We start from the raw sequence: 25,074 nt of genomic DNA on the forward strand, positions 1-25,074 counted from the left end.
AGTCGGCTCGGCGCGCTCAGCGCAGCCGGGCCGCGGTCGCCTCGGACAGCGCCTGCGCGAACACCAGCGCCTGCGCCACCACGTCGGCACCGTCCGCGGCCTCGGACACCCGCAGCGACAGGTCGTCGTTGCTGGACGTCCCGGTGTAGCCGTGGTCGGCCTCGCACTGGGGGTCGCCGCAGGAGGCGGGCTCCAGGTCGATCCGGTTGACCGCCCCCCAGCCGATGGTCAGCACGAGCTCGCGCAGCGGGCCGCCGGGGCGGTGCTTCGCCGGCTCCCCCACCAGCCGGGTGACCACGACCGAGTCGACCTTCTCCAGCCGGACCGCCTCGGTGCTCGCGGTGGCGTAGGGCGTCGGGCAGGTCTCGTCGGCCGGGTGCTCGTCGGTGTGCCCGACGACCAGCCGGGTCGGGCTCAGCGCCATCACCGTCACGTGCCGCCGCAGCTCGTCCCGGTCGAACGTGGCCTCGTGGTGGACCACGTACGACACCAGCGGCTCGCCGGCCAGCGCGGTCTCCAGCGCGTCCGCCACCAGGTCGGGGTAGTAGCCGCTGCGCTCGATGTCGCGGCGCAGCCGGTCCTGCAGGGTCGCCTCCGTCACGCGGCAGATCCTCTCACCCCGGTACGGGTCCCGGCACGGCCCGACCATCCTGGCTGGGGGTGAGGACGCGCGTCATCCCCAGGGCGGCCCAGCCGGCCAGCAGGCAGCCGCCCACAACCAGGGCCGCCCACAGCCCGATGGCGCCGGACCCGAGCAGCACGGCGGTCACGCCGGGGCCGAGGGCGCCGGATGCGTTCCACAGCAGCGAGGTGACCGCGTTGTATCGGCCGCGCAGGTGCTCCGGGGCGAGGTCGTTGGTGAGGGCGGGCCCCACCGGGGACCAGATCGTCTCGCCGATCGCGAACACCGCGGTGGCCAGGCAGATCATCAGCCCTGCCACCAGCGGCACCGCGCTCAGCGTCGACAGCGCGACCACCGCCCAGCAGCCGGCCCACAGCAGTGCGACCAGCGCGATCAGCCGGCTGCGGGAGCGTCCCTCGATCCGCCGGAGCACCACCAGCTGCACGGCGACGATGGTGAACGTGTTGGCCGCGTAGGCGATCCCCACCCAGGACACGTCGAGGCCTGCCTCCACTGTGGTGACCAGCGGGATGCCCACCTCGACCGATCCATACCCGAAGGTCAGCATCGCCAGCGACACCAGGGCGAACCGGACTAGACGCCGGTCCCGCAGCACCTCCCGGTAGCCCCCGGACCCCACGGGGGCCGGGTCATCTGGGCCGACCGCCGGCTTCCCCGGGTCGTCCCCATCGACGACCGCCTGGGGCGCCACCGGGAGGCGTCCCACCCCGCGCATCCGCAGCAGCACGGCGACGTACACCAGGTAGGTGAGCGCGTCGACGACGTACAGCACCTCGAAGGTGCCGGGGCGCGCGACGTCGACGACCACGGCCGACACGAGGCCGCCGACGCCGATGCCGAGGTTCAGCAGCATGAACTGCACGCCGAAGGCGCGCTGGCGCTCCGGCCCTCGGGTCAGACGTCCGATCAGGGCCGACTGGGGGGCCCAGCTGGCCGACGCGCCGGCGGCGAGCAGCGTGCCGACCGCGAAGGCCTGCGGCGAGGTGTGGACCGTCGCCAGCAGGGCCACGCCCGCGGCCTCCACCAGCAGTCCCACCACCAGCACCGGCCGCGGACCCACCCGGTCGACCAGGCTGCCCACGAAGGGGACGAGCACCAGGCCGATGACCGACACCCAGGCCAGCACCAGGCCGGCGGTCGTGGTCGGCAGCTCGCGGACCTGGCTGAGGTAGACCACGAGCAGCGGGAGCGTGAGTCCGTTCCCGACGGCGGCCGCGGAGACCCCGACCAGCAGCCGCCGGACCTCCGGTCCCAGCCGGACCCGGCCCGCGGTGGTCGCAGCGTCGGTCCCGGTCACGCGGCCAGCCTGCCGCGCCGCGGCCCGCCCGGTCGACCGGGTATCGCGCAGGTCACCCCGCCCGTCCTGCCGTCAGCCGGTGGTGAGGCGGCGCACCTCCTGGTCGGTCCGCACCTCCGGCTGCGCCAGCTCCAGCTCGGCCTCGAGCACCGCGACCCCGCGGGCCCAGGCGACCACCGGGTTCAGCTCCAGCCGGGCCACCTCGGGCAGGTCGTCGGCGAGCCGGCCGATCCGCTGCAGCAGGTCCTCCAGGCCGGCGACGTCCACCGGGTCGGCGCTGTCGTACCCGCGCAGCAGCGGGCTGGCGCCGGGCTCGCGCACCATGGTCGTCGCGTCCACGTCGGTGATGGGCGGGTTGCGGTAGGCCCGGTCGCCCAGCAGCCGGGTCACGACCCCGCCGACGCCGAACGCCACCACGGGCCCGAACAGCGGGTCCTCGGTCGACTCGACGACGCAGGCGACGCCGGGCGGTGCCATCCGCTGCACCACCAGCCGACTCGCCACCTCGGCCCCGAGCTGGGCCACCATCGACAGGTACGTGGTGCGCAGCGCCCGCTCGTTCTCGATGTTCAGGCGTACGCCGCCGAGGTCGGTGCGGTGCACGAGGCCCGGTGCGGTGGTCTTGAGGACCACGGGGTAGCCGAGCTCCTCGGCCGCGGCGACGGCCTCGTCCTCGGTCGCCACCGACCGGCACGGCCACAGCGAGACCCCGTACGCCGCCAGCAGCTCGGCGGCGGTGTCCCGGCGGGCGCGCAGCGGGGGGCCACCGGGAAGGGCGTCGGCCTCGGCGAGCGTCCGCTCGACCAGGATGCGGGCCCGCTCCGGGTCGATGCCGCCAAACTCGGTCAGCTCCCCGCGCGGGGTGTCCAGCCACCGGGCGTACCCCGCGATGGCCGCGAGGGCGCGTACCGCGTCCTCGACGTCGGCGAACGACGGCACCGAGCCGTGGGTCGGGATGCCGTCCGAGCCCGGGACCGGGATGAGGCTGGTGACGTCCTCCTGGTCGACGAGGACGGCGACGACCGGCTTCGCGGCGCGCCGGGCCGCGGCCAGGATGACGTCGCGCACCTCCTGGTCGACGACCATCAGCGGCGGCGCGTGCAGTACCACGACGGAGTCGACGGCCGGGTCGTCGACGACCCCGGCCAGCACCCGCCCCAGCTCCTCCGGCGGGGCGTCGAACCGCAGGATGACCGGGTCACCCGCGCAGGTCAGCCCGCTGACCGCCAGGGCGTCGGTGGCCAGGACCGCCAGCGCGTCGGAGTTGCCGACGACGGCGACCCGGGGTCCCTTGGGCAGCGGCTGGAACGCCAGCACTCCGGCGACGTCCAGCAACTGGTCTAGCGAGTCGGTCTGGATGACCCCCGACTGCCGGAACATCGCGTCGATGGCCTCGGGCGGCAGCTGGCTGCGCCGGGTCCACCCGCCCAGCGGCAGCGCCTGCCCGGTGCGGCCGGAGCGCACCGCCACGATCGGCTTGCGCAGCGACAGCCGCCGGGCGACCCGGGCGAACTTGCGCGGGTTGCCGATGCTCTCCAGGTACAGCAGGACCAGCGAGGTGGCGTCGTCCTCCTCCCAGTACTGCATGAGGTCGTTGCCCGACACGTCCGCCCGGTTGCCCGCGGACACGAACGTCGACAGGCCCATGCCGCGCGTCGTGACGCGGCGCAGGATCGCGCTGCCGAGGGCACCGGACTGGCAGAAGAACCCGATCCGGCCGCGCAGCGGCATCGCCGGGGCCAGGGACGCGTTGAGGGACACGCCCGGTGCGGTGTTGAGCAGTCCGAGCGCATTCGGGCCGACGATGCGCATCCCGCTGCCGCGCACCAGCTCCACCAGCTCGCGCTGGCGGGCCATGCCCTCCGGGCCGGTCTCCGCGTAGCCCGCGGTCACGACCATCATCCCGACCACCCGGGCCCGGGCGCAGGCCTGCACGACCTCGGGGACCGCGTCGCCGGGCGTCGCGACCAGCGCCAGGTCCACCGGCCGGGGGACGTCGTCGAGGCTGCGGTAGGCCGGCACGCCGAGCAGCTCGTCGACCTCGGGGTGCACCGCGTACACCGGCCCGGTGAAGCCCCCCTCGACCACGTGCCGCAGCAGCGCCTGGCCCACGGAGTCCGGGCGCCGGGAGGCGCCGATCACCACGACCGACCGCGGGGCGAGCAGCCGCTCGACCGACCGCGCCTCCGAGCGGTGCTCGCGGGCCTCGCGCACCGAGCGCTGCTCCGCGGTCGGCTCGATCTCGAACTGCAGCCGTACGACCCCGTCGGAGAACTCCTGCGCGACCCGGTAGCCGGCCTCCTCGAAAGTCGCGATCATCCGGCGGTTGGCCGGGAGCACCTCGGCGACGAACCGGCGGATGCCGCGCTCGCGCGCCGCGGCCGCCAGGTGCTCCAGCAGGATCGAACCCAGCCCGCGGCCCTGGTGGTCGTCACGGATCGTGAATGCCACCTCGGCGTCCAGCCGGTCGATCCGGTCGTACCGGCCCACACCGACGATATCGCCGGCCACGGTGGCCACGATGGCGACGCGGTCGGCGTAGTCAACGGTGGTGAACCGGGACACGTCCCGCTCGGTGAGCTCCGGGTAGGGCGCGAAGAACCGGTAGTAGATCGTCTCCGGGGACAGCTGCGCGTGGAAGCGGCTCAGCGCTCCCCCGTCCTCGGGAGTGATGGGCCGCAGGTGGCACGGCCGACCGTCCCGCAGCACCACGTCGGCTTCCCAGTGCGCCGGGTACGACACCACGCCGCCACGCTAGCGCGTGCGGCCCGGGTGACACCGACCGCTCCAGCGGCGGGGGTCGCACCAAGTACGGTGGGACGGTGACCTCCGCCGCCTCCCTCGGCCTGCCGCTCCGCGTCCAGCCGGAGGTGTCGGAGGCCCTCGCGACGGGTCGTCCGGTCGTGGCGCTGGAGTCGACGATCGTCAGCCACGGGCTCCCCCGCCCCGAGAACCTGCGCGTCGCCCGCGAGGTCGAGCAGGCGGTCCGCGACCACGGCGCGGTCCCGGCCACGATCGCGGTCGTGGACGGTGAGCCGTGCATCGGCCTGGACGACCCGGCGCTGGAGGCCATCGCGCTCCGCGACGACGTGGTCAAGGTCTCCGTACGCGACCTCGGGACGCTCGTGGCCGTCGGCGGCACGGGCGCGACCACGGTCGCCGCCACCAGCCACCTCGCCGTCCTGGCCGGGATCCGCGTGTTCGCCACCGGAGGGCTCGGGGGCGTCCACCGCGAGGCGCGCGACACCTGGGACGAGTCCGCCGACCTGACGACCCTCGGCTCGACGCCGATCGCGGTGGTATGCGCCGGGGTCAAGTCGATCCTCGACGTCGGCGCGACGCTGGAGCGGATGGAGACGCTCAACATCGCGCTGGTCGGCTACCGGACCCGGCGGTTCCCCGGCTTCTACCTCACCGACTCGGGGCACCCGCTGGAGTGGCAGGTCGACACGCCCGAGCAGGTGGCCGACGTCCTGCGCTCCCGTGCGGCCCTGGGGCTGTCGGCCGGGCTGGTCGTCGCCAACCCGCTGCCCAGCGACCAGCAGGTGGACCCGGACCTGCACGACCGGGTGCTGGCCGAGGGGCTGTCGCTCGCGGGCCGCCGCGGGATCCGCGGCAAGGACGTGACGCCGTTCCTGCTCGACTACTTCCACCGGGCGACGCACGGCGCGAGCCTGGAGGCCAACGTCCGGATCGTGCTGCGCAACGCCGAGCTCGCCGCCGGGATCGCGGGCGCGCTGGCCGACGGCGCGGCCCCTGCACCCGCGCCGCACGTGCAGGCGGAGGTCCTGGCGTGACGAAGCCCGTCGAGCGCGCCGACCCGGTGCGCTTCGTGGTCGTCGGCGATGTGATGACCGACATCGTGGCCCGGGTGTCCGGGCCGATCCGGCGCGGCAGCGACACCCCGGCCGAGATCACCACGCACGGCGGCGGCGCGGGGGCCAACACCGCGGCGTGGCTGGCCGCCTCGGGCCACGGCGTCACGCTGCTGGGCAAGGTCGGCGACGACATGCTGGGCCGTGACGCCGCCGACGAGCTGCGCGCCCTCGGGGTCGCGCCCCGGATGGCCGTCGACCCGCTGCACCGCACCGGCACCTGCGTCGTCCTGGTCTCCCCGGACGGCGAGCGGTCGATGCTGCCCGACGGCGGCGCCAACGGGGCCTTGGCGCCCGGGGACCTGCCGGACGACGAGTTCCGCCGCGGGCGCCACCTGCACCTGTCCGGCTACACGCTGTTGGCCGAAGGGTCCCGGCTGGCCGGGCTAGCGGCGCTGGACCTCGCTCGCCGGCGCGGGATGACGACCAGCGTCGACCCCGCGTCCGCCGGACCGATCGCCGACGTCGGCCCGGCGCGGTTCCTGTCCTGGGTCGAGGGGACCGACGTCCTGCTGGCCAACGAGCTCGAGGCCACCACCTTGGCCGGTGCGGACGACCCGATCGCCGCGGGCCGCGTGCTCGCCGAGGGTTTCCCGCACGTCGTGGTCAAGCTCGGCGCCGCGGGCGCGGTGTGGTTCGGCTCCGGCCGGGGCCCGGTGACCGCCCCGCCGGTCGCCCTCGACATCGAGGACACCACCGGGGCCGGCGACGCCTTCGCCGCCGGCTTCCTGCCGGCCTGGTGCGACGGGAGCGACCCGACCCTCGCACTGGCCGAGGGCAACCGGGTGGCGTCCCGGGCGGTGTCCCGCGTGGGCGCCCGCCCCTAGCCGCCGCCGTACCCGGCCCCGATCGGGCGCAGTCCGCCCTGGCCGGGCGCAGTCCGCCCTGGCCAGGCGCAGTCCGCCCTGGTCGGCCCGCACCGGCCCGCGCCGGCCGAGTTGATCACAGAAGTGAGCCGACGGGTCGTCTCCGGCGCCTTCCAGGCCCGGGTAGCAGCCACTCGGCTCACTTCTGCGGGTGGGCGGCTCTGCGGGCGCGACTCAGGCTGAGCGGCGGCGGCGCGGCGGCGGCGTGCCGACGCGGCGGGGGTCAGACCCCTCGGCGAGAATGGCCCCCGGCGCCGCCACGTGCGGTCGCCGCCGGACCGATCGGCCGGACCAGCCCGAGGAGAGACCCGCCCGCATGGCACGCCGTCGTACGCCCCCGCCGCCGCCCGTCGCCGAGCGCATCGTCGACGTCGACGTCTCCGAGGAGATGCGCGGCTCGTTCCTGGAGTACGCGTACTCGGTCATCTACTCCCGCGCCCTGCCGGACGCCCGCGACGGCCTGAAGCCGGTGCAGCGCCGGATCCTGTACCAGATGGCCGAGATGGGGCTGCGGCCCGACCGCGGCCACGTCAAGAGCGCCCGCGTCGTCGGCGACGTGATGGGCCGGCTGCACCCGCACGGCGACGGCGCGATCTACGACGCACTGGTCCGGATGGCGCAGCCGTTCACGCTGCGGCTGCCCATGGTCGACGGCCACGGCAACTTCGGGTCCCCCGACGACGGCCCGGCGGCGATGAGGTACTGCGTCACCGGCGACACCCGGGTGTGGCTGGCGGACGGAACACGGCCCCGGATCGACGAGTTGGTCCCCGACCTGGCTCCCGACTCCGAGGCCACCGTCGAGCTGAAGGTCCAGGGCAAGGACGGGGACCCTGTTCTTGCCGACCGGGTCTTCCACTCCGGTCTCCACCCGGTTCTGAGGGTCACGACGCTGGCCCGGCACACCCTGGCCGGGACCGGCAACCACCCCCTGCTGACGCTGGTGGACCTGGGCGGGGTGCCGACGCTGCTGTGGCGGCTGCTCTCGGAGTTGCAGCCCGGTGACGTCGTGGTCCGCGCCCGTCACCACCACGGATCACCCGAGGGAGGCACCGCCGGGAGCCCCGCCACGGCGGAGCAAGTCCCTCTCCTTGCCGAGTTCCTCCGTACCGCGGGCTCGCTGCCAGAGATGCGCGACATCGCGGAGGCGCTGACGGACGGGCGCTTCGCGTACGAGACGGTCGTGTCGGTCCAGCCGGCCGGCACGGCGCCGGTCTACAGCCTGCGGGTCGTGACCGAGGACCACGCGTTCGTGACGGACGGGTTCGTCTCGCACAACACCGAAGCGAGGCTTGCCGCGCCGGCGATCGCGATGACGGCGAGCCTGGACGAGGACGTCGTCGACTTCGGCGCCAACTATGACGGCCGCGAGCGGGAGCCGGTCGTGCTGCCCGCGGCCATCCCCAACCTGCTGGTCAACGGCGCGGCCGGCATCGCGGTCGGCATGGCGACGAACATGGCGCCGCACAACCTCGGCGAGGTCGTCGCCGCGGCCCGGCACCTGCTGGCGCACCCAGAGGCGACCCTGGACGACCTGATGCGGTTCGTGCCCGGACCCGACCTGCCGACCGGCGGCGTCGTCGTGGGCCTGGACGGGATTCGCGAGGCGTACGAGTCCGGCCGCGGCTCGTTCCGGATCCGCGCGGCGACGCGGATCGAGCAGGTGACGCCGCGCCGCCGCGGCATCGTGGTGACCGAGCTGCCGTGGACCGTCGGCCCGGAGAAGGTGATCGAGAAGATCAAGGACCTGGTCCAGGCCAAGAAGCTGCAGGGCATCTCCGACGTCATCGACCTCACCGACGGCGAGCACGGACTGCGCCTGGTGATCGAGGTCAAGAACGGCTTCCACCCCGAGGCCGTGCTGGCCGAGCTCTACCGGCTCACGCCGATGGAGGACGCCTTCAACATCAACAACGTCGCCCTGGTCGACGGCCAGCCGCAGACCCTCGGTCTGCGCCCGCTGCTGCAGGTCTACGTCGACCACCGGCTGGAGGTCGTCCGGCGGCGCAGCCTGTTCCGGCGGACGAAGGCCGAGGACCGGCTGCACCTCGTCGACGGCCTGCTCATCGCGATCCTCGACATCGACGAGGTCATCCAACTGATCCGCTCCAGCGACGACGCGGCGCAGGCCCGCGAGCGGCTGATGACGGTGTTCGACCTGTCCGAGGTGCAGGCCACCTACATCCTCGACATGCCGCTGCGCCGGTTGACCAAGTTCTCCCGGATCGAGCTGGAGAAGGAGCGCGACGAACTGCGCCGGACCATCGAGGAGCTGACCGCGATCCTCGACGACGAGCAGCGGCTGCGCACCGTGGTGTCCGACGAGCTGGCCGAGGTGGCCCGCGAGCTGGGGACGCCGCGCCGGACGGTGCTGCTGGAGTCGGTGGGTGCTCCGGCCACCGCGGCGGTGCCGCTGGAGGTCGCGGACGAACCCTGCCTGGTCCTGATGTCGTCCGCGGGGCTGCTCGCGCGCACCACCGGCGACGACCCCCTGCCGTCCGGAGGCGCGCGCGGCCGGCACGACGTGCTGGTGTCCGCCGTGCGCGCGACCGCCCGGGGCCAGGTGGGGCTGGTGACCAGCGCCGGCCGGGTCCACCGGCTGTCCGTACTGGACCTGCCGGCGCTACCGCCCACCGCGGACTCGCCGCACCTGTCCGGCGGCGCGCCGATCGGGGCGTTCGTGGACCTGCCGGCGGGTGAGCAGGTGCTCTGCCTGACCGGCCTGGACGACGGCTCACCCGGGCTGGCGCTGGGCACCGAGCGCGGCGTGGTGAAGCGGGTCGGGGCCGACGTACCCCTGCAGAAGGACTCCTGGGAGGTCATCCGCCTCGACGACGGCGACCGCGTGGTGGGCGCCGCTGAGCTGGTGACCGGCGAGGAGGACCTGGTCTTCGTCACCTCCGACGCCCAGTTGCTGCGGTTCCCCGCGTCCTCGGTGCGGCCGCAGGGCCGGGCCGCCGGGGGGATGGCCGGCGTCCGGCTGGCCGGCGGCGCGAGGGTCGTGTCGTTCGGCGCGGTCGCCGTGGACGCCGACAGCGTGACGGTGACCGTCGCCGGCGCAAGCGGCTCGCTGCCCGGTACGGACGCGGGCAGCGTCAAGGTGACGCCGCTGGCGGACTACCCGGCCAAGGGTCGCGGGACGGGCGGCGTGCGCTGCCAGCGCTTCCTCAAGGGCGAGGACACCCTGCTGCTGGCCTGGGCCGGCCCCGGTCCCGCCCGGGGCGCGTCGGCGGGCGGGATGCCGGTCCCGCTGCCCGAGCCCGAGCCGCGTCGGGACGGCTCGGGGACGCCGCTCACCGAGCCGCTGGCCGCGGTCGGCGGCCCGGTGGTTCCCAGCGGCAGGGGCCCGGCGGCCGCTGCCGGGGCGGCTGCCGACGTCGAGGCCGGCGACATCGAGGCCGGCGACATCGACCCGGACGGTCGCGGGGCCGCGGACGTATGACGGTCGACTCGCCGCGCTGCTCGGTGGTCTCCGGGGCGCTGGAGGAGCCGCTGGCCGCTACCGCGCCGCTGGCCCGGGCCTGGCTGGTCCTCGAGCAGCCGGGGCCCTGGGGACCGAAGGCGCTGCTCGCGAGCCGGCTGCCCGCCGGGCTCGGTCCGCTGCTGGCCGAGGCGTCGGCCGACACCGGGACCACGGTCGTGCTGGCCCGCCGCCCGGGCCGGCACGCCGACGACCACGGCGAGATGCGAGCACCGCGCCGCTTCTGGGTCGCACACACGGCACCCGGGCAGGTCTCCCTGCGCTCCGGCACGCTCGAGGACCCCCGCACGCTGGCGGACTGGGACCTGGCCGCGCTCGCCGCCGGCGACCTGCCGCCGGTGGGCGTCCCCGACCTGCGGCCGGTGCTGTTCGTCTGCACCAACGGTCGACGGGACCTGTGCTGTGCCCTCGCGGGGCGCGACCTGGTGGACGACCTGGCCGACGACCCCGCCCTGCGCGACCGGGTCTGGGAGGTGTCCCACCTGGGCGGCCACCGGTTCGCCCCGACGGTGCTGCTGCTGCCGACGGGCGCCGTGTACGGGCGGCTGGACCCGGAGTCCGCGCGGGACGTGCTGGCGCGCGCGGACGAGGGCGTTCTCGCCCGTACCGGCTACCGCGGCCGCACCGCCCTGCCCAGGCCGGCGCAGGCCGCCGAGATCGCCGTACGCGACGTCGCCGGCGTGGCCGGTCTCGACGACCTGGTCACCCGGCCGGCGCCGGAGGGTCCGGGCGCACCCGACGGGGAGCAGCGCCACCTCGTCGAGCACCGCGACGGTCGGGCCTGGGAGGTCCGGGTCGCAGCCGGCGAGCTCGACCCCCCTCGGCCGGAGTCCTGCGGCAAGCCGCCGGTCACCCAGCAGGCCTGGCGCGCGGTGTCCGTACGCCCCCTGGCGTAGCCGCGGTTCCTGTCGGGCGGCGGTCCCGTCAGTCGGGCACGCAGGCGAGCATCTCGGCCCGGTCGTGCAGGGTCGTGCGGGCCCGGCCGTTCGTCCCGCCCAGGGCCACCTCGGCGGCGTCGATCGCCTTCCACCGGTCGAAGGTGACGACATCGATGCCGCGATCCTCCAGCAGCGGTACGACATCCCCGGCCTCGGTCGGCTCGGGCAGCCGCCCCGCCTCCGCGTCCTCGAGCAGGCTGGTCACCGTCTGCGCCGCGTCCTTCTTGTTGGTGCCGATGATCCCGGTGGGGCCGCGCTTGATCCAGCCGGCCACGTACAGGCCCGGCACCACCGCGTCGCCGTCCAGCACCCGCCCGTCCGAGCTCGGGATGACGTTGCGGGCCGCGTCGAACGGCACCCCCTCCAGCGGCATGCCGCGGTATCCGACGGAGCGGACCACGAGCTGCGCGGGGATCGACGACAGCTCCCCGGTGCCCTGCGCGCGACCCTCCGCGTCCAGCTCCGTGCGCTCGACCACGACCTCCGCGACCCGGTCGGTCCCCTTCAGCTCCACCGGTCGGGTGAAGAAGCGCACGTGGATGCGGCGGCGCTTGCCCTCGGGCTGGCGCGAGCCCCAGTCGCGCAGGACCTCCACGTTGCGCGCCAGCACCTTGCTGCCGTCGACGGCGGCCTGGCTCAGCTCGTCCAGATCCAGGTCGGCCGGGTCGAGCAGCACGTCCGCGTCGGCCAACTCGCCGAGCTCGCGCAGCTCCTTGGTGGTGAACGCGCCCTGTGCCGGGCCGCGCCGGCCGAGCAGGTGGATGTCGGTGATCGAGTCCGACGCCAGCAGGTCCAGCACGTGCTGCGGCATGTCCGTGTCCGCGAGCTCCTCCGGCGCCTTCGCCAGCACCCGGACCACGTCGACGGCCACGTTGCCGACGCCCACCACGACGGCGGCGGTCGCGGACGAGACGGCGTCCTCCATCTCGGCTCGCGGAGCCTCCGGGTGTCCGCAGTACCACGCCACCAGGTCGGTCGCGGCGACGCTGCCGGGCAGGTCCTCGCCGGGGATCCCGAGCCGCCGGTCGCGGGCGGCGCCGTAGGTCAGGATGACCGCGTCGTAGCGTCGCTGCAGGTCCCCCAGGGACAGGTCGCGGCCGATCTCGACGTTGCCGAGGAACCGCACGGTCGGCCGCTCCAGCACCTTCTCCAGGGTCCCGCGCACCGACCGGATGCTGAAGTGGTCGGGGGCCACGCCGTAGCGCACCAGTCCGTACGGGGCGGGCAGCCGGTCGAACACGTCCACCGTCGCGGGGACTGCTGACTGACCGGTCAGTGCGTCGGCCGCGTAGATGCCCGACGGACCCGAACCCACCACCGCGACGCGCAGAACCCGCTCAGCCATCACCACTCCTGTCGGTCGGGACGTCGGCTCGATCTAACACCCGGCGCCTCAGGCGAGGCCGAGCAGCCTCCTGGCCTCGTCGAACGCCGGCTTCGGGTCGGTCGGATCCAGCAGGACGGGGGTGAGCCCCACCTCCACCGCCCCGCGCAGGTTGACGGGCTGGTCGTCGACGAACACCGTGCCCTCCGCGGGCACGCCCAGCCGCTCCAGCACGATCCGGTAGGACCGCGGGTCCGGCTTGAGGACGCCCTCCGTGCGACCGTCGACGAGCACGTCGAACTCTCGCAGGACCGTCATCCGGTCCAGCCACTCCTGGTCGTGGAACGCCGTGAGGTCGTTGGTCAGCGCGCCCACGGGGATCCCGGCCGCCTTGGCCTCGCGCATGAGTGAGAGCGCCCCGGGCCGGACCAGCTCTTCCTCGGAGCCGTGGAACAGGTGGTAGAAGAGGCGGGGGAACTTCGGCGGCTCGCCGGTCAGCGCCGCGAACTCGTCGACCCGGCGCTGCCAGTACTGTCGCTCGGTCATGCCGCCGTCCTGGAACACCCGCCAGTCCTCGTCGGCGGCCGGGTCGAAGGGTCCGGTCCATGCCAGCGACCCCGGCGGCAGGCCCGCCGAACGCTCCCCCACCCCTCGCAGCTCGAACGGGGTCAGCAGCACCGGGCCGCCGAAGTCCAGGACCAGGGCCGTCACGTCGTCTCCTCCTCGGGAACGGGGTCAGTGATGGATCGATGGGCGACGGGGTCACGCCGCACGGTCACCGTGGCAGACCCGATCCGGGCCCGCACCCCGTCCCCCGGCTCCAGCGGGACCGCCGCGGTCAGCCCACCGGTGATGACGACGTCCCCGGCCCGCAGGACGACGCCCTGCTCCGCGAGGGCGCCGGCCAGCCAGGCCAGCGCCGCCAGCGGGTGCCCCATGACGTCGCTCCCCCGACCGCTGCCGGCCTCCTCGCCGTTGCGGGTCAGCACCGCCTCCACCCGGTCCAGTCCCTCCGTCGACAGCTCGCCGCCGAGGACGACGTACGCCGCGGACGAGCCGTCGGCGGTGTTGTCCTCCAGCGTGAACCGGTAGTCCTGCCACACCGAGTCCACCACCTCGAGCGCGGCCCGGGCCCGCAGCACCGCGGCCGCGGCCTGCTCCGGCGTCGCAGGGCCGGGCAGGTCGCGGCCGAGGACCAGCGCGACCTCCGGCTCGACCCGGGGCTGGACGGCGCTGTCCGGGACGCAGGCACCGGAGTCCCGCAGCATCGCGTCGGTGAGCGGACCGTGGTTGGGCGAGTCGATCCCCATCTGGGCGCGCATGGCGGCGGAGGTGTAGCCCAGCTTCCACCCCACGACCCGCTCGCCGCGACCGGTGCGCTCAGAGGTGCGCAGGCGCTGCACGGCGTACGCCTCCGGCAGCGTCAGCGGCCGCCCGAGGGCCGGCGCGGGGAGCGTGCGGCCGTCGCGACGCGCGACCTCGATCGCGACCGCGACGGCCCGCACATGGTCGTCGTCGACGTCCTGCGTCAGTGCTCTTCCTCCCAGATGGTCACCCTGTCGAAGCGCACGACCTCGCCGAACCACCCGCACCCGCCGCACCAGGTCATGAAGACGCGGACGTCCCCGGTCCAGTACTCCGTGGAGATCCCGCCCTCCACCTCCAGCGACGCAGCGCACATCGGGCAGAACTTCGGCTTGTCCAGCAGGTGCCGTTCCGCGTCGCCCGCGAACCAGGACCCCGGGGGCGGGAGCTTGTGCGGGTCGGGCGGCAGCCCGGCCTGGTCGGCGTTGCGAGCCACGATGTCGGTGCGCTTGTCAGCCACCCGCCGTCGCCGCCTCGCGCTTGCCCCACGCCTTGTCGTGCAACTCCAGCAACTGCTTCTGGATGGGGCTGTAGCGCATCGAGCCACCGGTCAGCCACTGCTCGGCGAAGACGCGCTCGGCCCCGAACTTGTCCTTCTCGCACGGCAGGTGGATGACGTCGTGCTCGTAGCGGACGGTGCCGATCGGGTCCTCCCCGTTGGCGACCTTCTTCATGTTCTCCTTGAACATCTTCCGCAGCATCGCGACGCCCGCGTCGGACCGGCCGAGGTGCTCCTGAGAGCGGTCGGTCACCGGACCCTGGGACACCCAGGCCATGATGTCCTGACCCTCGATGTAGTCGGTGATGAAGCGGCCCTGCTCGTCCTTCCACGGGTACTCGTAGGCCACCGGGCGGTCCTGCGGCTCCCACTCGCCGCCCTCGGGGTGGTGCAGGGAGTAGAAGAGCTTCCAGGTGGTGGTGTCGTCGATCGGCACGCGGATCTGCATCTGGTCGATGCCGGCGCCGCCGACCCGCATGTAGAACGGGAACACCAGCGGGTGGCCGATCTTCCAGTCGTCGTTCTCCTCCGAGAAGCCCTCCAGCACGCGGCGCTTGAGGATGCCCCACTCCATCTCGTCGAACGCGGTCCGCATATGCCTGCGCTGGAACGACTTCGGCGCCTCGAAGCCCTGGGTCTGGCCGAGGAACTCGAAGTAGTAGCCGTGCAGCCACTCGACGTGGTGCGGGTCGACGGAGTTCTCCATGATCTGCAGCCAGTTGCACGGCAGCGTCGTGTAGCCGACGTCGCGGACACCGTCGAGGACGAAGACGTCGAATCGCGGCAGCATCGGCGCGGGGTCGGGCCCGAGGTAGACCCACACCATCCCGCCCATGGTCTGCGCCTTGCCGGCCTTCTGCTTGACCCGGTCGCGGAAGTTCTGGTTGTCGGCCTCGGCGGGCTGCTCGATGCAGTTGCCGTCGAAGTCCCACTTCCAGCCGTGGTAGCCGCAGCGGATCCCGTCCTCGTGGACGACGCCGTAGGTCAGCGACGCGCGGCGGTGCGGGCAGGCCTCGGCGACGATCCCGTACTTGCCGGAGGGGGTCTTGAACAGCGTCCAGTTCTCGCTGAGCAGCCGGACCGTCTTCGACGGCACCTCGTCGAAGTCCTGCTCGAACGCGATGGGGTACCAGTAGCGGCGCAGCAGCTCGCCCATCGGCGTGCCCGGACCGACCCTGGTGAGCTCCTCGTTCTGCTCGACCGTCAGCATGTCCCGTCCTTCCGCGCACCGCGTGCGGTGCCCTCGTGCGCCACCCCGTCGGGGTGCTCGGTGTGCCGTCGGCCCCGGGTCCCGGGCGCCGTCTGTGGTGCCGGTCACGTTAGGCGACCCTGCGCTGGATCCCGCAGCACCGTTCCGCCCACGGGAACGGATCCCGGGGCGATCCGCCGGAACGGCGCCGGGCCCGGACGCCGCGTGGCGTCCGGGCCCGGTCGAGCGTGCTCGGGTCAGTCCAGCACGGTGACGGTGCCGTTCGACCCGTCGACCCGCAGCAGCTGGCCGGTCTGGATGGTGGAGGTGGCGAACCCGGTGCCGGTCACGGCGGGCAGGCCGTACTCCCGGCACACGATCGCGGCGTGGCTCATCATGCCGCCGGTGTCGGTGACGGTCGCCCCGATCTTGCCGAAGATCGGGGCCCAGCTCGGCGCGGTGAGCGGGGCCACGAGGATCTCGCCCTCCTCGACCTCGCCGATCTGGTCGGCGGAGAAGATGACCCGGGCCTTGCCCTCGACCACGCCGGGCGACGCGGCGAAGCCCTTGAGCCCGCCGTCCTCGCTCGCGCCGCCGCCGAGCCACGCGGCGACGCTGTCGGACGTGATGCCCCACAGCATGACGGTGAAGGGCTCCGTCACGACCTCCGGCGGGACGCCGAGGGCCGGGACCGGCTTCCACTTCTCCAGGGCGGACACGATGCGCTTGCGCTCGGCGACCTTCGCCGGCCAGTACTTCGGGCCACGTGCCTGGCCGGGCGTCGCCCAGGCCGAGAACAGGTCGAACAGCGCGTCCGGCACCTCGTTCCGCTTGAGGTAGAAGATGTCATTCGGCTCCGCGAGGAAGCCCTCCTTGACGAGCACGCCACCGAGCTGGCGCATCTTGCGCCACAGCACCGAGTGGCTCCAGTGCTCGACGTAGAAGTTGTGGTTCTCCACGTAGGGGAACACCACGCGCGCCAGCCCGAGCTTGGCCTGGAACGCCTCGCGGTCCTCGTCGGTGGCGAGCAGCTCGGAGTACTCGTTGACGATGCGGTCGCGCTCGGCCCGGATCGCCTCGATCGGCCGGGCCAGGTCGTCACCGGCACGGATCTTGTCGACGTAGTTGCGGATGAAGTCGAACGGGATCTCGACGTTCTCGATCCAGATCTTGTCGGAGTGGTAGAAGCCGGACCCGCTGGAGAAGTTGAACCACGGCTCCGCGGACTCCTCGAACGAGGCGATCCAGGACTGGCCGGCATCGCTGCTCTTGAGGACCTGGCAGGTGGCCTCGACATCACCGGCGGAGAAGGCGTCGCCCACCCCGGTCTCGACGGCCATCCGGGCCAGCCGCTTGAGCTCCTCGTCGGGCCGGAACAGGTCGACCTCGACGCCCGCGACCATCTTGGCGATGGCCAGGTCGGGGATGTTGGGGAAGGCCTGCTTGCAGAAGCCGAAGTAGTCCAGGTAGGCCGCGTAGCCGAGGTTGAGGAACTCGAAGTGGTACTGCCACAGCAGCAGCGCGCTGTCGAGCACCTTGTTGTAGCTGCTCAGCAGGTCGTAGCCGGATCCGGCGCCGCGACCGGACTTCACGACCTCGTCGACGTCCTCGACCTCGGGCAGGGGCTCGAAGTTGATGGACTCCATCTCCTGCACCAGGTCCCGGATCTTGACCATCCACTTGTCGTAGAGGTCGTTCCAGTTCATGAAGTAGAACCCCGCCCGCTCGGTGAACGCCGCAACGCGGGCCTCGATCTGGTCCTCCGGGGCGGGGACCGGGGTGAGGTAGGCGTAGCCGTTGAGGATCCGGTAGTCGATCCCGTTGGCCGGCGGCACGAGGAGGTGACGGGTGTTGTACTGCGAGAGCGAGGTGATCGCGAACTCGAAGAAGGTCGCGTCCCACGGGGTGAGCACCTTCGGCCAGTGCACCCCGTCCTGGAACCAGAACATCGCGTCCTCGTACTCGCGCCGGTCCGCACTGAACAGCGACGAGTACTGGTAGAGCTCCTGCCAGCCCTCGGCCCCCTCGGGGGTCTCGATGTCGAACGGGCTGGGGAAACGGTCGGCCATGCGAACTCCTTCGTCGATCCGGTGGTCGTTCCTCGCGGCGCCGGACCGGCGGACGCCGGACCGGTAGGTCTTTCTACTCGCTGTCCGCACCCTCGGGGGCGGACTTCTCCTGGGTGTACAGGGGCGACATGAGGGTGCTGACGATGCTGCTCATGAAGTCACCGGAGGCGGCCGCGCCGGTCACCCGCTGGGGGCCCTTCTTGCTCCACACGGTCTCCGGCCGGGACTGCAGCATCACGACGTTCTCACCGTCGGGCAGGTCCCGGTCCACGGCCCACTCGATGTCCTGCGGGGACCCGTAGTGCCGTTCCGCGGTCTTGGCCAGCCGCGCGATCGCCTTGATCTCGTCGTCGGTCAGGCTGGGGTCGGTCGCGCGGTCGCCGTCCAGGGGGACCTTGACGACCCTGCCGTCGTCGCTGAGGACGAACTCGACCTCCTTCTTCGAGACCGATCGCCTGCCGATCTCGAACATCACCTTGTCGATGAGGAAGTTGTCGGGCGTGACCTCGCCGGAGACGACGGACTCGCCGAAGCCCCAGGCGGAGTCGATGGCCACCTGGGACCGGTCGCCGTCCGCCGGGTTCAGCGTGAACGCCACGCCGGCGGACTTGGGGTGCACCATCTTCTGCACCACCACGCTCATCTCGACCGAGCGGTGCTCGTAGCCCATCTCGACCCGGTAGCAGGTCGCACGGTCGGTGAAGAGGCTGGCCCAGCAACGCCGTACGGCGTCGACGACGTCATCCGCGCCGCGCACCCACAGGTAGGTGTCGTGCTCGCCGGCGAAGGATGCGTCCGGGGAGTCCTCCGAGGTTGCCGAGGACCGCACCGCAACAGGCACGTCCTGGACCCCGCAGCGGCGCGACAGCTCCTCGTACGCATGCCGGATCGACTTCTCCACCAGCGGCGGCATCGGCATCTCGCGGATGATCTCCCGGATCCGGCCGCAGCGCTCGGCCACCATCGCGGTGTCGTCGACGTCGAGCCGGTGCAGGTAGTGCGCCAGCTTGGCGTCGAGATCGGACTCGTCCCGGCTCTGCCGGTAGGCGGCGGTGGTGATCGCGAAGCCGGGGGGCACCGGCAGCCCGGCTCCGGTCATCTCGCCGAGGCTGGAGGCCTTGCCACCGACCTCGTTCTTCATGCCGGCCCAGTAGCCCTCGAACCACATCACGACGCTCACGCCGTACCGTCCTCTCCTCGCCTCGACACCGGGAGGGCGCGCCCGGACAGCCCCTCCCACCAGTCCGGGAGCTCGTCGAGCCCCGGGACCTGGATCTCCTGCACACGGTTGCGGTAGGCCACGAACGCCTCGCGTCCGCCCTTCAGCAGCCGGACGATGACCTCTTCGGTGTTGTACGGCTCACCGGGGTCGTAGCCCACGGCCCAGATCGCGAACACCCGCATCGGCCCTGAGTGGGTGGCGCAGATGATGCGGTCGCCGGGGTGCTCGGCGACCACGCGCTGGAAGCCGGCCCAGAACCGGCGCACGGTCGCCGAGGGCGGCTCGAAGTTGAGCATGGGGATCTGGGTCCAGTAGGTGATCGGGTCCGCGCCGCCCTGCTGGGTGCGCCAGAACCGGTCGACCTCGACCAGCCACAGCGGCCGGTCACCGAGCGCGACGCGCTCGTACTTCTCCATCTCCTTGTGGTACAGCCGGAATGCCGCGGTGACGTCCTTCAGGCCCTCGGGGGTGTTGACCTGGAAGTTGCGGAACTCCTCCATCGGCGTGACCGCGGAGATGTCAGCCTCGCGCCCCCACATGGTCAGGCCGTCCAGCAGCCCGCGTTGGATGTGCTCCGCGGTCTGGCGGGCCCGGTTGGTGTCGGCGCACACGATGCGCACCCGCTCGCCGGGCTTGATGCTCTTGGAGATGTCGAACCCGCGCCGGTGCGCCTGCCAGCTGCCCAGCGGGGTCAGCCCGCTCTCGGTCGAGTAGCCCTGGGTCTCCCCGTGCCGCACGATGTGGATCTGCGTGACGACCGGCGGCCCGGCCTCCTCCGCGGTGCCCGGCACGATCTCCTTGGTCCGGGTGATCCGGGCCATCGCCTGGGTGACACCGAGGTCCTGCCCCTCCCACTGCGGGACCGGGGACTCCAGCGGGTTCGCCCCGCTGCGGCGGTCACGGAAGCGGCGCAGGTACAGCGGCGTGCCGTCGCCCTCGCGGTCCTCCGGGGCGCTCGGCTTGCCGCCTCGCGACTCGCGGTCGAGGTAGCGCTGCAGGTAGGCGGGCGCGTCGGGGCGCTCGGTGCGGGGCAGCGTGGCGCCGCGGCCGGCGGGTGCCGCGCCGGTCGGTTCGGTGGTGGTGGTCATCCATCCGCCTTCAGCTGTGGACCGTCAGGAATCGCTGGTTGACGACGCCGTCGTAGTAGAAGAGGGCGCGTCCCATCTCCGCCTCGGTCCAGGTGACCGGGGGTTCGTCCGGGTCGACCCAGTAGCCGCCGGTGAAGACCTCGTTGCGGTTGCCGGCGGGGTCGAAGAAGTAGATGCAGTGCCCACGGGTCGCGCCGTGCCGCGTGGGGTTGGTCTCGATCCGGACCCCGTGGTAGGCCAGCACGTCCGCGGCGGTGCGGATCTCGTTCCAGTCGTCGACCCAGAAGGCGAAGTGGTGCAGCCCGCCGTCGGGGCCGGTCACCAGCGCCAGGTCGTGCGAGCTGTGCGACACCTCCAGCCAGGTCGCGATCTGGAAGCCGTCGTCGCCGACGATCTGCTCGGTCAGGTGGAAGTCGAGTACGCCCACGTAGAACTCGGTGGCGGCGGCGACGTCCTCGACGGTGAGGAAGACGTGGTCGATGCGCGGGGGTGCGATGCCGACCATGTTCAGGGGCCGCGGCGGCGGGTTGGTGCGCGGTAGCAGGTTGCCGACCTGCTCCATGCCGTGGACGAGCTCGACTTGGTGCCCGCCGGGGGCCTCGAAGCGCAGCGCCTCGCCGTGGCCCGGGCCCCACTCCCCCCTGGCCAGCCGCTTGACCGCGATGCCGGCGTCCTCCAGCCGCTCCTGGTAGGTGTCCAGGTCCTCGGCCGTCTCGACCTTGAACCCCATGTGGCCCAGGCCGTACGTCGGCGCGAAGGTGAGCACGACGGAGTGGTGCTGGTGCTCGTCCCAGCACTTCAGGAAGACCCGCTCGGGCTCGCGAGCGGTCTCGTACAGCCCCAGCACCTCGGTGTAGTAGGCGGTGGCCAGCTCGAGGTCGGGGACGCGCACCTCGACGTGTGACAGACGCAGGATTCCCATCAGGTGTGCACCTTCATGAAGCGCTGGTTGAGCTCGCCCTCGTAGTAGAAGACGGCGCGGCCGATCTGGTCCTCGGTCCAGGTGATGGTGGGGAAGTCGGGGTCGGGCCGGTAGCCGCCGGTGAACACCTCGTTGCGGGTGCCCAGCGGGTCGAAGAAGTAGATGGTGTTGCCACGGGTGATGCCGTGCCGGGTCGGACCGACGTCGATCTGGATCCCGTTGTAGGCCAGGATGTCCGCCGACTTGCGCACGTGGTCCCAGTCGTCGAGCCAGTAGGCGAAGTGGTGCAGGCCGCCGTTGGGGCCGGCCACGATGGCCAGGTCGTGCGGGCTGTGCGAGCGCTCCATCCAGGTGGCCACCTGGTGGCCGTCGCCGTCGAGCAGCTGCTCGGTCAGCCGGAAGCCCAGCACGTCCATGTAGAACTTCGACGCCTCGGCCACCTCCTCCGCGGTGACCAGGAGGTGGTCCATCCGCGGCGGTGCGATCCCGCGCAGGCCCTCGGCGAACGGCGGCGGGTTGACCTTGGGCAGCAGCCGCCCGACCGGCTCGATGTCGTGGACGAGCTCCATCGTGTGTCCCGACGGGGTATCGAACCGGATCGACTCGCCCTGGCCACGGGACTCGCCCTTGGACACCCGCCGGACCGGGAAGCCGTACGCCTGCACGGCGTTCTCCAGCTCGTCCAGGTCGTCCTCGCGGAGCACCTTGAACGACATCTGGTCGAAGCCGACCCGCGGGGCGTAGGTGAGCCGCAGGGAGTGGTGGTCCGGCTCGTCCCAGCACTTGAGGTAGACGGACTCGTCGTCGCGGTCCACCTCCAGCATGCCCATGACCTCGGTGTAGTAGGCCGTGGCGAGGTCGAGGTCGGTCACGGTGACGTCGACGTGCGCCAGCCGCAGGATCCCCATCCAGTCCCTCCGGTGGGTCGAGGACGCCGGCGGTGGAGACATGTGATCTCCGCGACAGCGTCGAGGCGGTGTGCAGACGCTACGGGCCGATTGTCCCGCATACAAGACCAACGTCCCCACATGCGGGACGTATGCGCTAGGGTCCCGGCCGTGAGCGAGGACCCGGCCGCCGCCGCGCCTGACCAGGCGTCTCCGTCCGGACCGGCCGCCCCGTCCGGGCCGGCCGGCCCGGAGCGGCTGCGCTTCGCGCTGGCGGACTACGTCCGCGGGGCGCACCAGGCCTACCTGGACGCCGCGGCCGTGCTGCCCCCGGCCGAGCGGGCCCGGCTGCCGCTGCTGGCGGCCGGCCGCATCACCGTCGTGGCCGTGGGCACCTCGCACCTGCACCTGCTGGCCACCACCGAGGCGCTCCCCGCGCCCCAGGGACCGGAGGTCGAGCTGGCCGACGAGCTGCCCGGGCTGGCCTGGACGGTTCGCTTCGTCGACCCCGTGGTGCTGCCGGCGGTCGGGCTGGTCGACGAGTCCGCGGGACCTCGGCCGGACGAGGTCCGCCGGCTGCTGGGCGTACGCACGCACCTGTACCACCTGGTCGTGCCCCCGGGCGCCTCCCTCACCCCCCACCACGCCGGCCATGCCGGGACCGGGCTGGCGCATGCGCACGCCGCCGCCGCCCGCGACTTCGAGGCCATCCGCGCCCATGCCCCGCGGCACGAGGCGCTGGTGGAGGAGATGCACGGCGCCGCGGTCGCCGGGCTCCCCCGGGCCCAGGCCCTCCTCGCGCTGGCCATCGCCCCCGGCGACGACGGCGTCCGGGTCGCGGCGGACGCCGCCGAGCCCGACCCCGACCTGCTGCGGCGGGCCCTGCTGGCCGCCGTCCGAGCCCCGAGCCACGCGGAGGTGGCCCAGCCGTGACCGATCTGAGCAGTCCCGCCGAGCAGGCTGCGCCGACGGACGAGCCCGCCTCACCCGCCCCCCGCCGGCAGCACTCGACGCTGTCCAGCGTGCGCAACGCCGCCCGCCTGCTGAAGGAGTTCGGCAAGGGCGACCGGGAGATCGGCGTGACCGAGCTGTCCCGCCGCCTCGGCATCGGCAAGAGCACCGCGCACCGGCTGCTCAACACCCTGGCCGAGGAGCGCCTGCTGGAGCAGGACCCCGACACCGGTGCCTACCGGCTCGGGCTGGCCATCTACGAGCTGGGCGCATCGGTGTCCTCGCACATGGACCTGCACGACGCGTGCACGCCGGTCATCGACCAGTTGCGCAACCTGACCCGGGAGACCGTGCAGGTCGCGGTCCTGGACGAGCACGAGGTGGTCTACGTCGAGCGGCGCGAGAGCCCGCAGACGCTGCGACTGTTCGGCCGCGTCGGCCACCGCAACCACGCCAACTGCACGAGCACCGGCAAGGTGCTGATGGCCTTCCTGCCGCCGGACCGGCTCGAGGAGGTCATGCGCGGGTGGAAGATGCCGCGGCTGACCCCCTACACGATCACCGACCCGGCCGCCTGGCGGTCGGAGCTGGAGACGGTGCGCCAGCGCGGCTGGGCGGAGAACGTCAACGAGGCCGAGATGGGCGTGGCATCCATCTCGGCCCCCATCCGCAACGCCCGCGGCGAGGTCGTCGCGGCGGTCAGCGTCGCCGGCCCGCTGCAGCGGCTGACCGGGGACTCGCTGCGCCGCTTCGCCCGCCCCGTCGTCGAGTCCGGCCAGGCCATCAGCCGCCGACTCGGCTTCCGTGACCAGACCACCGGAGGACGCTGACATGTCCGTGGACACCACCCCGCCGGCCGGCGCCGTCCTCACCGCCGAGGAGGCGGATGAGCGCGCCGCCGCGCTGTACGCCGCCCGCCGGGACCGGGAGCCGATCGCCGCGTTCACCGACAGCCGTCCCGAGCTGGGCATGCTGGACGGCTACGCGATCCAGCAGCGCCTGGTCGACCGGCTGCTCGCCGACGGCGAGGACATCGTCGGCTACAAGCTCGGCCTGACCAGCCGCCCAATGCAGGAGCTGCTCGGCGTCGACCGGCCCGACTTCGGTCCGGTGTTCGCATCCACCGTCTACAACGACGGCGCCGACGTGGTGGTCGCCGACTTCATCGCCCCGCGGGTGGAGGCCGAGATCGGCGTCGTGCTGGGAGCCGACCTCACCGGCCCGAACTGCACCCCCGGTCAGGCGCTCGCCGCGATCTCCGGCGCCGCCGCCGCGATCGAGATCGTGGACTCGCGGATCCGGGACTGGCGGATCAAGCTCGCCGACACCGTCGCCGACCTCGCGAGCAACGGCGCCATCGCGCTGTCCGGGCGTGCCGTCCCCGTCGACGACATCGACCTGCGCCTGGTCGGGATGGTGTTCACCCGCAACGGCGAGCTGGTCGCCACCGGTGCCGGCGCGGCCGCCCTCGGCGACCCCGCCGCAGCGGTCGCCTGGCTCGCCAACACGCTGCACCCGATGGGCGTCACGCTGCGAGCCGGGCAGGTCGTCATGACCGGGGCCCTGCACGCGATGGTCCCCGTATCCCCCGGTGACGTGTTCCGCGCCGAGTTCGACCGGCTCGGCCCCATCACCGTCCGCATGGTCTGAACGCTCCCCACCGCCCGACCGGCACAGAGAGGACACCCCGCATGGCAATGCCCTGCGCGATCATCGGCTCAGGCAACATCGGGACCGACCTGATGTTCAAGCTGATGCGCTCAGAGTCCCTGGACCTCAAGGCCCTGGTCGGCATCGACCCGGAGAGCGACGGCCTGGCCCGGGCGCGCGCCCTCGGGCTGGAGGCGCCCCACACCGGCATCGACTGGGTGATGGACAACGCCGACGACATCGGGATGGTCTTCGACGCCACCAGCGCCTACGTCCACGTGCGGCACGCCCCGAAGCTGCGCGACGCCGGCATCGTGGCGATCGACCTCACCCCCGCGGCGCGCGGGCCCAAGGTGATCCCCTCGGTCAACCTCACCGAGCACCTCGACGCGATGAACGTCAACATGGTGACCTGCGGCGGCCAGGCGACGACTCCCGTGGTCGCCGCCGTGTCGCGGGTGACCGACGTGCCGTACGCGGAGATGGTGTCGACGGTGTCGTCCCGGTCGGCCGGACCCGGCACCCGGCAGAACATCGACGAGTTCACCCGGACCACCTCGAAGGCGCTGGAGGAGATCGGCGGCGCCCGGCACGGCAAGGCGATCATCATCCTCAACCCGGCCGAACCGCCGATCCTCATGCGCAACACCGTGTTCGCCGGGCTTCCGGAGGGGACCGACCACGACGCCGTGGTGCAGTCGATCCTCGACATGGCCGCGGACGTCGCCAAGTACGTCCCCGGCTACCGGCTGAAGAACCCGCCGGTCATCGAGGAGGGCCCCTACCGCACGCCCGGCGGGGTGGTCCC

Annotated in this window: 21 protein-coding genes; 8 read left to right on the forward strand and 13 right to left on the reverse strand. The window is 72.9% G+C overall.

What is annotated here, in order from left to right:
- Nucleotides 1-16: 16 nt before the first annotated feature.
- From R2737_12285 to R2737_12295, 3 genes are all read right to left on the reverse strand, one after another.
- Nucleotides 17-601 carry a DUF5998 family protein gene (locus R2737_12285; GenBank protein MEZ5117034.1) on the reverse strand — a complete coding sequence of 195 codons (585 nt, stop codon included), beginning with the start codon at nucleotides 599-601 and terminating at the stop codon, nucleotides 17-19.
- 13 nt (nucleotides 602-614) lie between these two features.
- The gene (locus R2737_12290) at nucleotides 615-1,940 is read right to left on the reverse strand and encodes an MFS transporter (GenBank protein ID MEZ5117035.1); all 1,326 of its coding nucleotides are present in this window, start codon (nucleotides 1,938-1,940) and stop codon (nucleotides 615-617) included.
- A 72-nt stretch (nucleotides 1,941-2,012) separates the two neighbouring features.
- Nucleotides 2,013-4,685: a GNAT family N-acetyltransferase gene (locus tag R2737_12295; GenBank protein ID MEZ5117036.1), complete on the reverse strand. Its 2,673-nt coding sequence runs from the start codon at nucleotides 4,683-4,685 to the stop codon at nucleotides 2,013-2,015.
- Nucleotides 4,686-4,762: 77 nt separating this feature from the next.
- Here R2737_12295 and R2737_12300 point away from each other — a divergent pair, with 77 nt between their 5' ends.
- The 4 genes from R2737_12300 to R2737_12315 all read left to right on the forward strand — a co-directional run bounded on the left by R2737_12300 (nucleotide 4,763) and on the right by R2737_12315 (nucleotide 11,058).
- Nucleotides 4,763-5,737, forward strand: coding sequence for a pseudouridine-5'-phosphate glycosidase (locus R2737_12300; GenBank protein ID MEZ5117037.1), 975 nt, complete (start codon nucleotides 4,763-4,765; stop codon nucleotides 5,735-5,737).
- The gene (locus R2737_12305) at nucleotides 5,734-6,642 is read left to right on the forward strand and encodes a sugar kinase (protein ID MEZ5117038.1); all 909 of its coding nucleotides are present in this window, start codon (nucleotides 5,734-5,736) and stop codon (nucleotides 6,640-6,642) included. Before R2737_12300 ends, R2737_12305 begins: the two co-directional genes overlap by 4 nt.
- Nucleotides 6,643-6,997: 355 nt before the next feature.
- On the forward strand, nucleotides 6,998-10,123 hold the full coding sequence (locus tag R2737_12310) for a DNA gyrase subunit A (GenBank protein ID MEZ5117039.1): 3,126 nt from the start codon (nucleotides 6,998-7,000) through the stop codon (nucleotides 10,121-10,123).
- A complete protein-coding gene (locus tag R2737_12315; GenBank protein MEZ5117040.1) occupies nucleotides 10,120-11,058 on the forward strand; it encodes a sucrase ferredoxin in 939 nt (312 codons plus the stop codon). The genes R2737_12310 and R2737_12315 overlap by 4 nt, the downstream gene beginning before the upstream one ends.
- 28 nt (nucleotides 11,059-11,086) lie before the next feature.
- Here the strand turns inward: R2737_12315 and R2737_12320 are convergent, their stop codons facing one another.
- From R2737_12320 to R2737_12365, 10 genes are all read right to left on the reverse strand, one after another.
- Entirely contained in the window at nucleotides 11,087-12,445 is a 1,359-nt protein-coding gene (locus R2737_12320; protein MEZ5117041.1) for a hypothetical protein, read from the reverse strand.
- A 48-nt stretch (nucleotides 12,446-12,493) separates the two neighbouring features.
- Nucleotides 12,494-13,135, reverse strand: coding sequence for an HAD-IA family hydrolase (locus tag R2737_12325; GenBank protein MEZ5117042.1), 642 nt, complete (start codon nucleotides 13,133-13,135; stop codon nucleotides 12,494-12,496).
- Nucleotides 13,132-13,929, reverse strand: a complete 798-nt coding sequence (locus tag R2737_12330) for a fumarylacetoacetate hydrolase family protein (protein ID MEZ5117043.1) — start codon at nucleotides 13,927-13,929, stop codon at nucleotides 13,132-13,134. The genes R2737_12325 and R2737_12330 overlap by 4 nt, the downstream gene beginning before the upstream one ends.
- Before the next feature lie 23 nt (nucleotides 13,930-13,952).
- Nucleotides 13,953-14,249: a hypothetical protein gene (locus R2737_12335; protein ID MEZ5117044.1), complete on the reverse strand. Its 297-nt coding sequence runs from the start codon at nucleotides 14,247-14,249 to the stop codon at nucleotides 13,953-13,955.
- The gene (locus R2737_12340; GenBank protein ID MEZ5117045.1) at nucleotides 14,242-15,498 is read right to left on the reverse strand and encodes an aromatic ring-hydroxylating dioxygenase subunit alpha; all 1,257 of its coding nucleotides are present in this window, start codon (nucleotides 15,496-15,498) and stop codon (nucleotides 14,242-14,244) included. Before R2737_12340 ends, R2737_12335 begins: the two co-directional genes overlap by 8 nt.
- A 236-nt stretch (nucleotides 15,499-15,734) precedes the next feature.
- Nucleotides 15,735-17,546 (reverse strand): PEP-utilizing enzyme, encoded by a 1,812-nt coding sequence (locus R2737_12345; protein MEZ5117046.1) that lies wholly within the window; start codon nucleotides 17,544-17,546, stop codon nucleotides 15,735-15,737.
- Between the two features lie 73 nt (nucleotides 17,547-17,619).
- Nucleotides 17,620-18,726 carry a PEP/pyruvate-binding domain-containing protein gene (locus R2737_12350; GenBank protein ID MEZ5117047.1) on the reverse strand — a complete coding sequence of 369 codons (1,107 nt, stop codon included), beginning with the start codon at nucleotides 18,724-18,726 and terminating at the stop codon, nucleotides 17,620-17,622.
- Nucleotides 18,723-19,856 carry a histidine phosphatase family protein gene (locus tag R2737_12355; protein MEZ5117048.1) on the reverse strand — a complete coding sequence of 378 codons (1,134 nt, stop codon included), beginning with the start codon at nucleotides 19,854-19,856 and terminating at the stop codon, nucleotides 18,723-18,725. The genes R2737_12350 and R2737_12355 overlap by 4 nt, the downstream gene beginning before the upstream one ends.
- A 10-nt stretch (nucleotides 19,857-19,866) precedes the next feature.
- Nucleotides 19,867-20,778 carry a catechol 2,3-dioxygenase gene (locus R2737_12360; protein ID MEZ5117049.1) on the reverse strand — a complete coding sequence of 304 codons (912 nt, stop codon included), beginning with the start codon at nucleotides 20,776-20,778 and terminating at the stop codon, nucleotides 19,867-19,869.
- Entirely contained in the window at nucleotides 20,778-21,728 is a 951-nt protein-coding gene (locus R2737_12365) for a catechol 2,3-dioxygenase (protein ID MEZ5117050.1), read from the reverse strand. The genes R2737_12360 and R2737_12365 overlap by 1 nt, the downstream gene beginning before the upstream one ends.
- Nucleotides 21,729-21,836: 108 nt before the next feature.
- Here R2737_12365 and R2737_12370 point away from each other — a divergent pair, with 108 nt between their 5' ends.
- The 4 genes from R2737_12370 to R2737_12385 form a co-directional block, all read left to right on the forward strand.
- Nucleotides 21,837-22,598 (forward strand): hypothetical protein, encoded by a 762-nt coding sequence (locus R2737_12370; GenBank protein MEZ5117051.1) that lies wholly within the window; start codon nucleotides 21,837-21,839, stop codon nucleotides 22,596-22,598.
- Nucleotides 22,595-23,446 carry an IclR family transcriptional regulator gene (locus tag R2737_12375; GenBank protein MEZ5117052.1) on the forward strand — a complete coding sequence of 284 codons (852 nt, stop codon included), beginning with the start codon at nucleotides 22,595-22,597 and terminating at the stop codon, nucleotides 23,444-23,446. Before R2737_12370 ends, R2737_12375 begins: the two co-directional genes overlap by 4 nt.
- A 1-nt stretch (nucleotide 23,447) precedes the next feature.
- Nucleotides 23,448-24,266 (forward strand): fumarylacetoacetate hydrolase family protein, encoded by an 819-nt coding sequence (locus tag R2737_12380; GenBank protein ID MEZ5117053.1) that lies wholly within the window; start codon nucleotides 23,448-23,450, stop codon nucleotides 24,264-24,266.
- Nucleotides 24,267-24,307: 41 nt separating this feature from the next.
- The coding region (locus tag R2737_12385; protein ID MEZ5117054.1) for an acetaldehyde dehydrogenase (acetylating) at nucleotides 24,308-25,074 on the forward strand (767 nt) is incomplete at its 3' end.

It is taken from the genome of Candidatus Nanopelagicales bacterium (genome assembly GCA_041393815.1).
In the GTDB taxonomy this organism is placed as follows: Bacteria; Actinomycetota; Actinomycetes; order S36-B12; family JAWKJK01; genus JAWKJK01.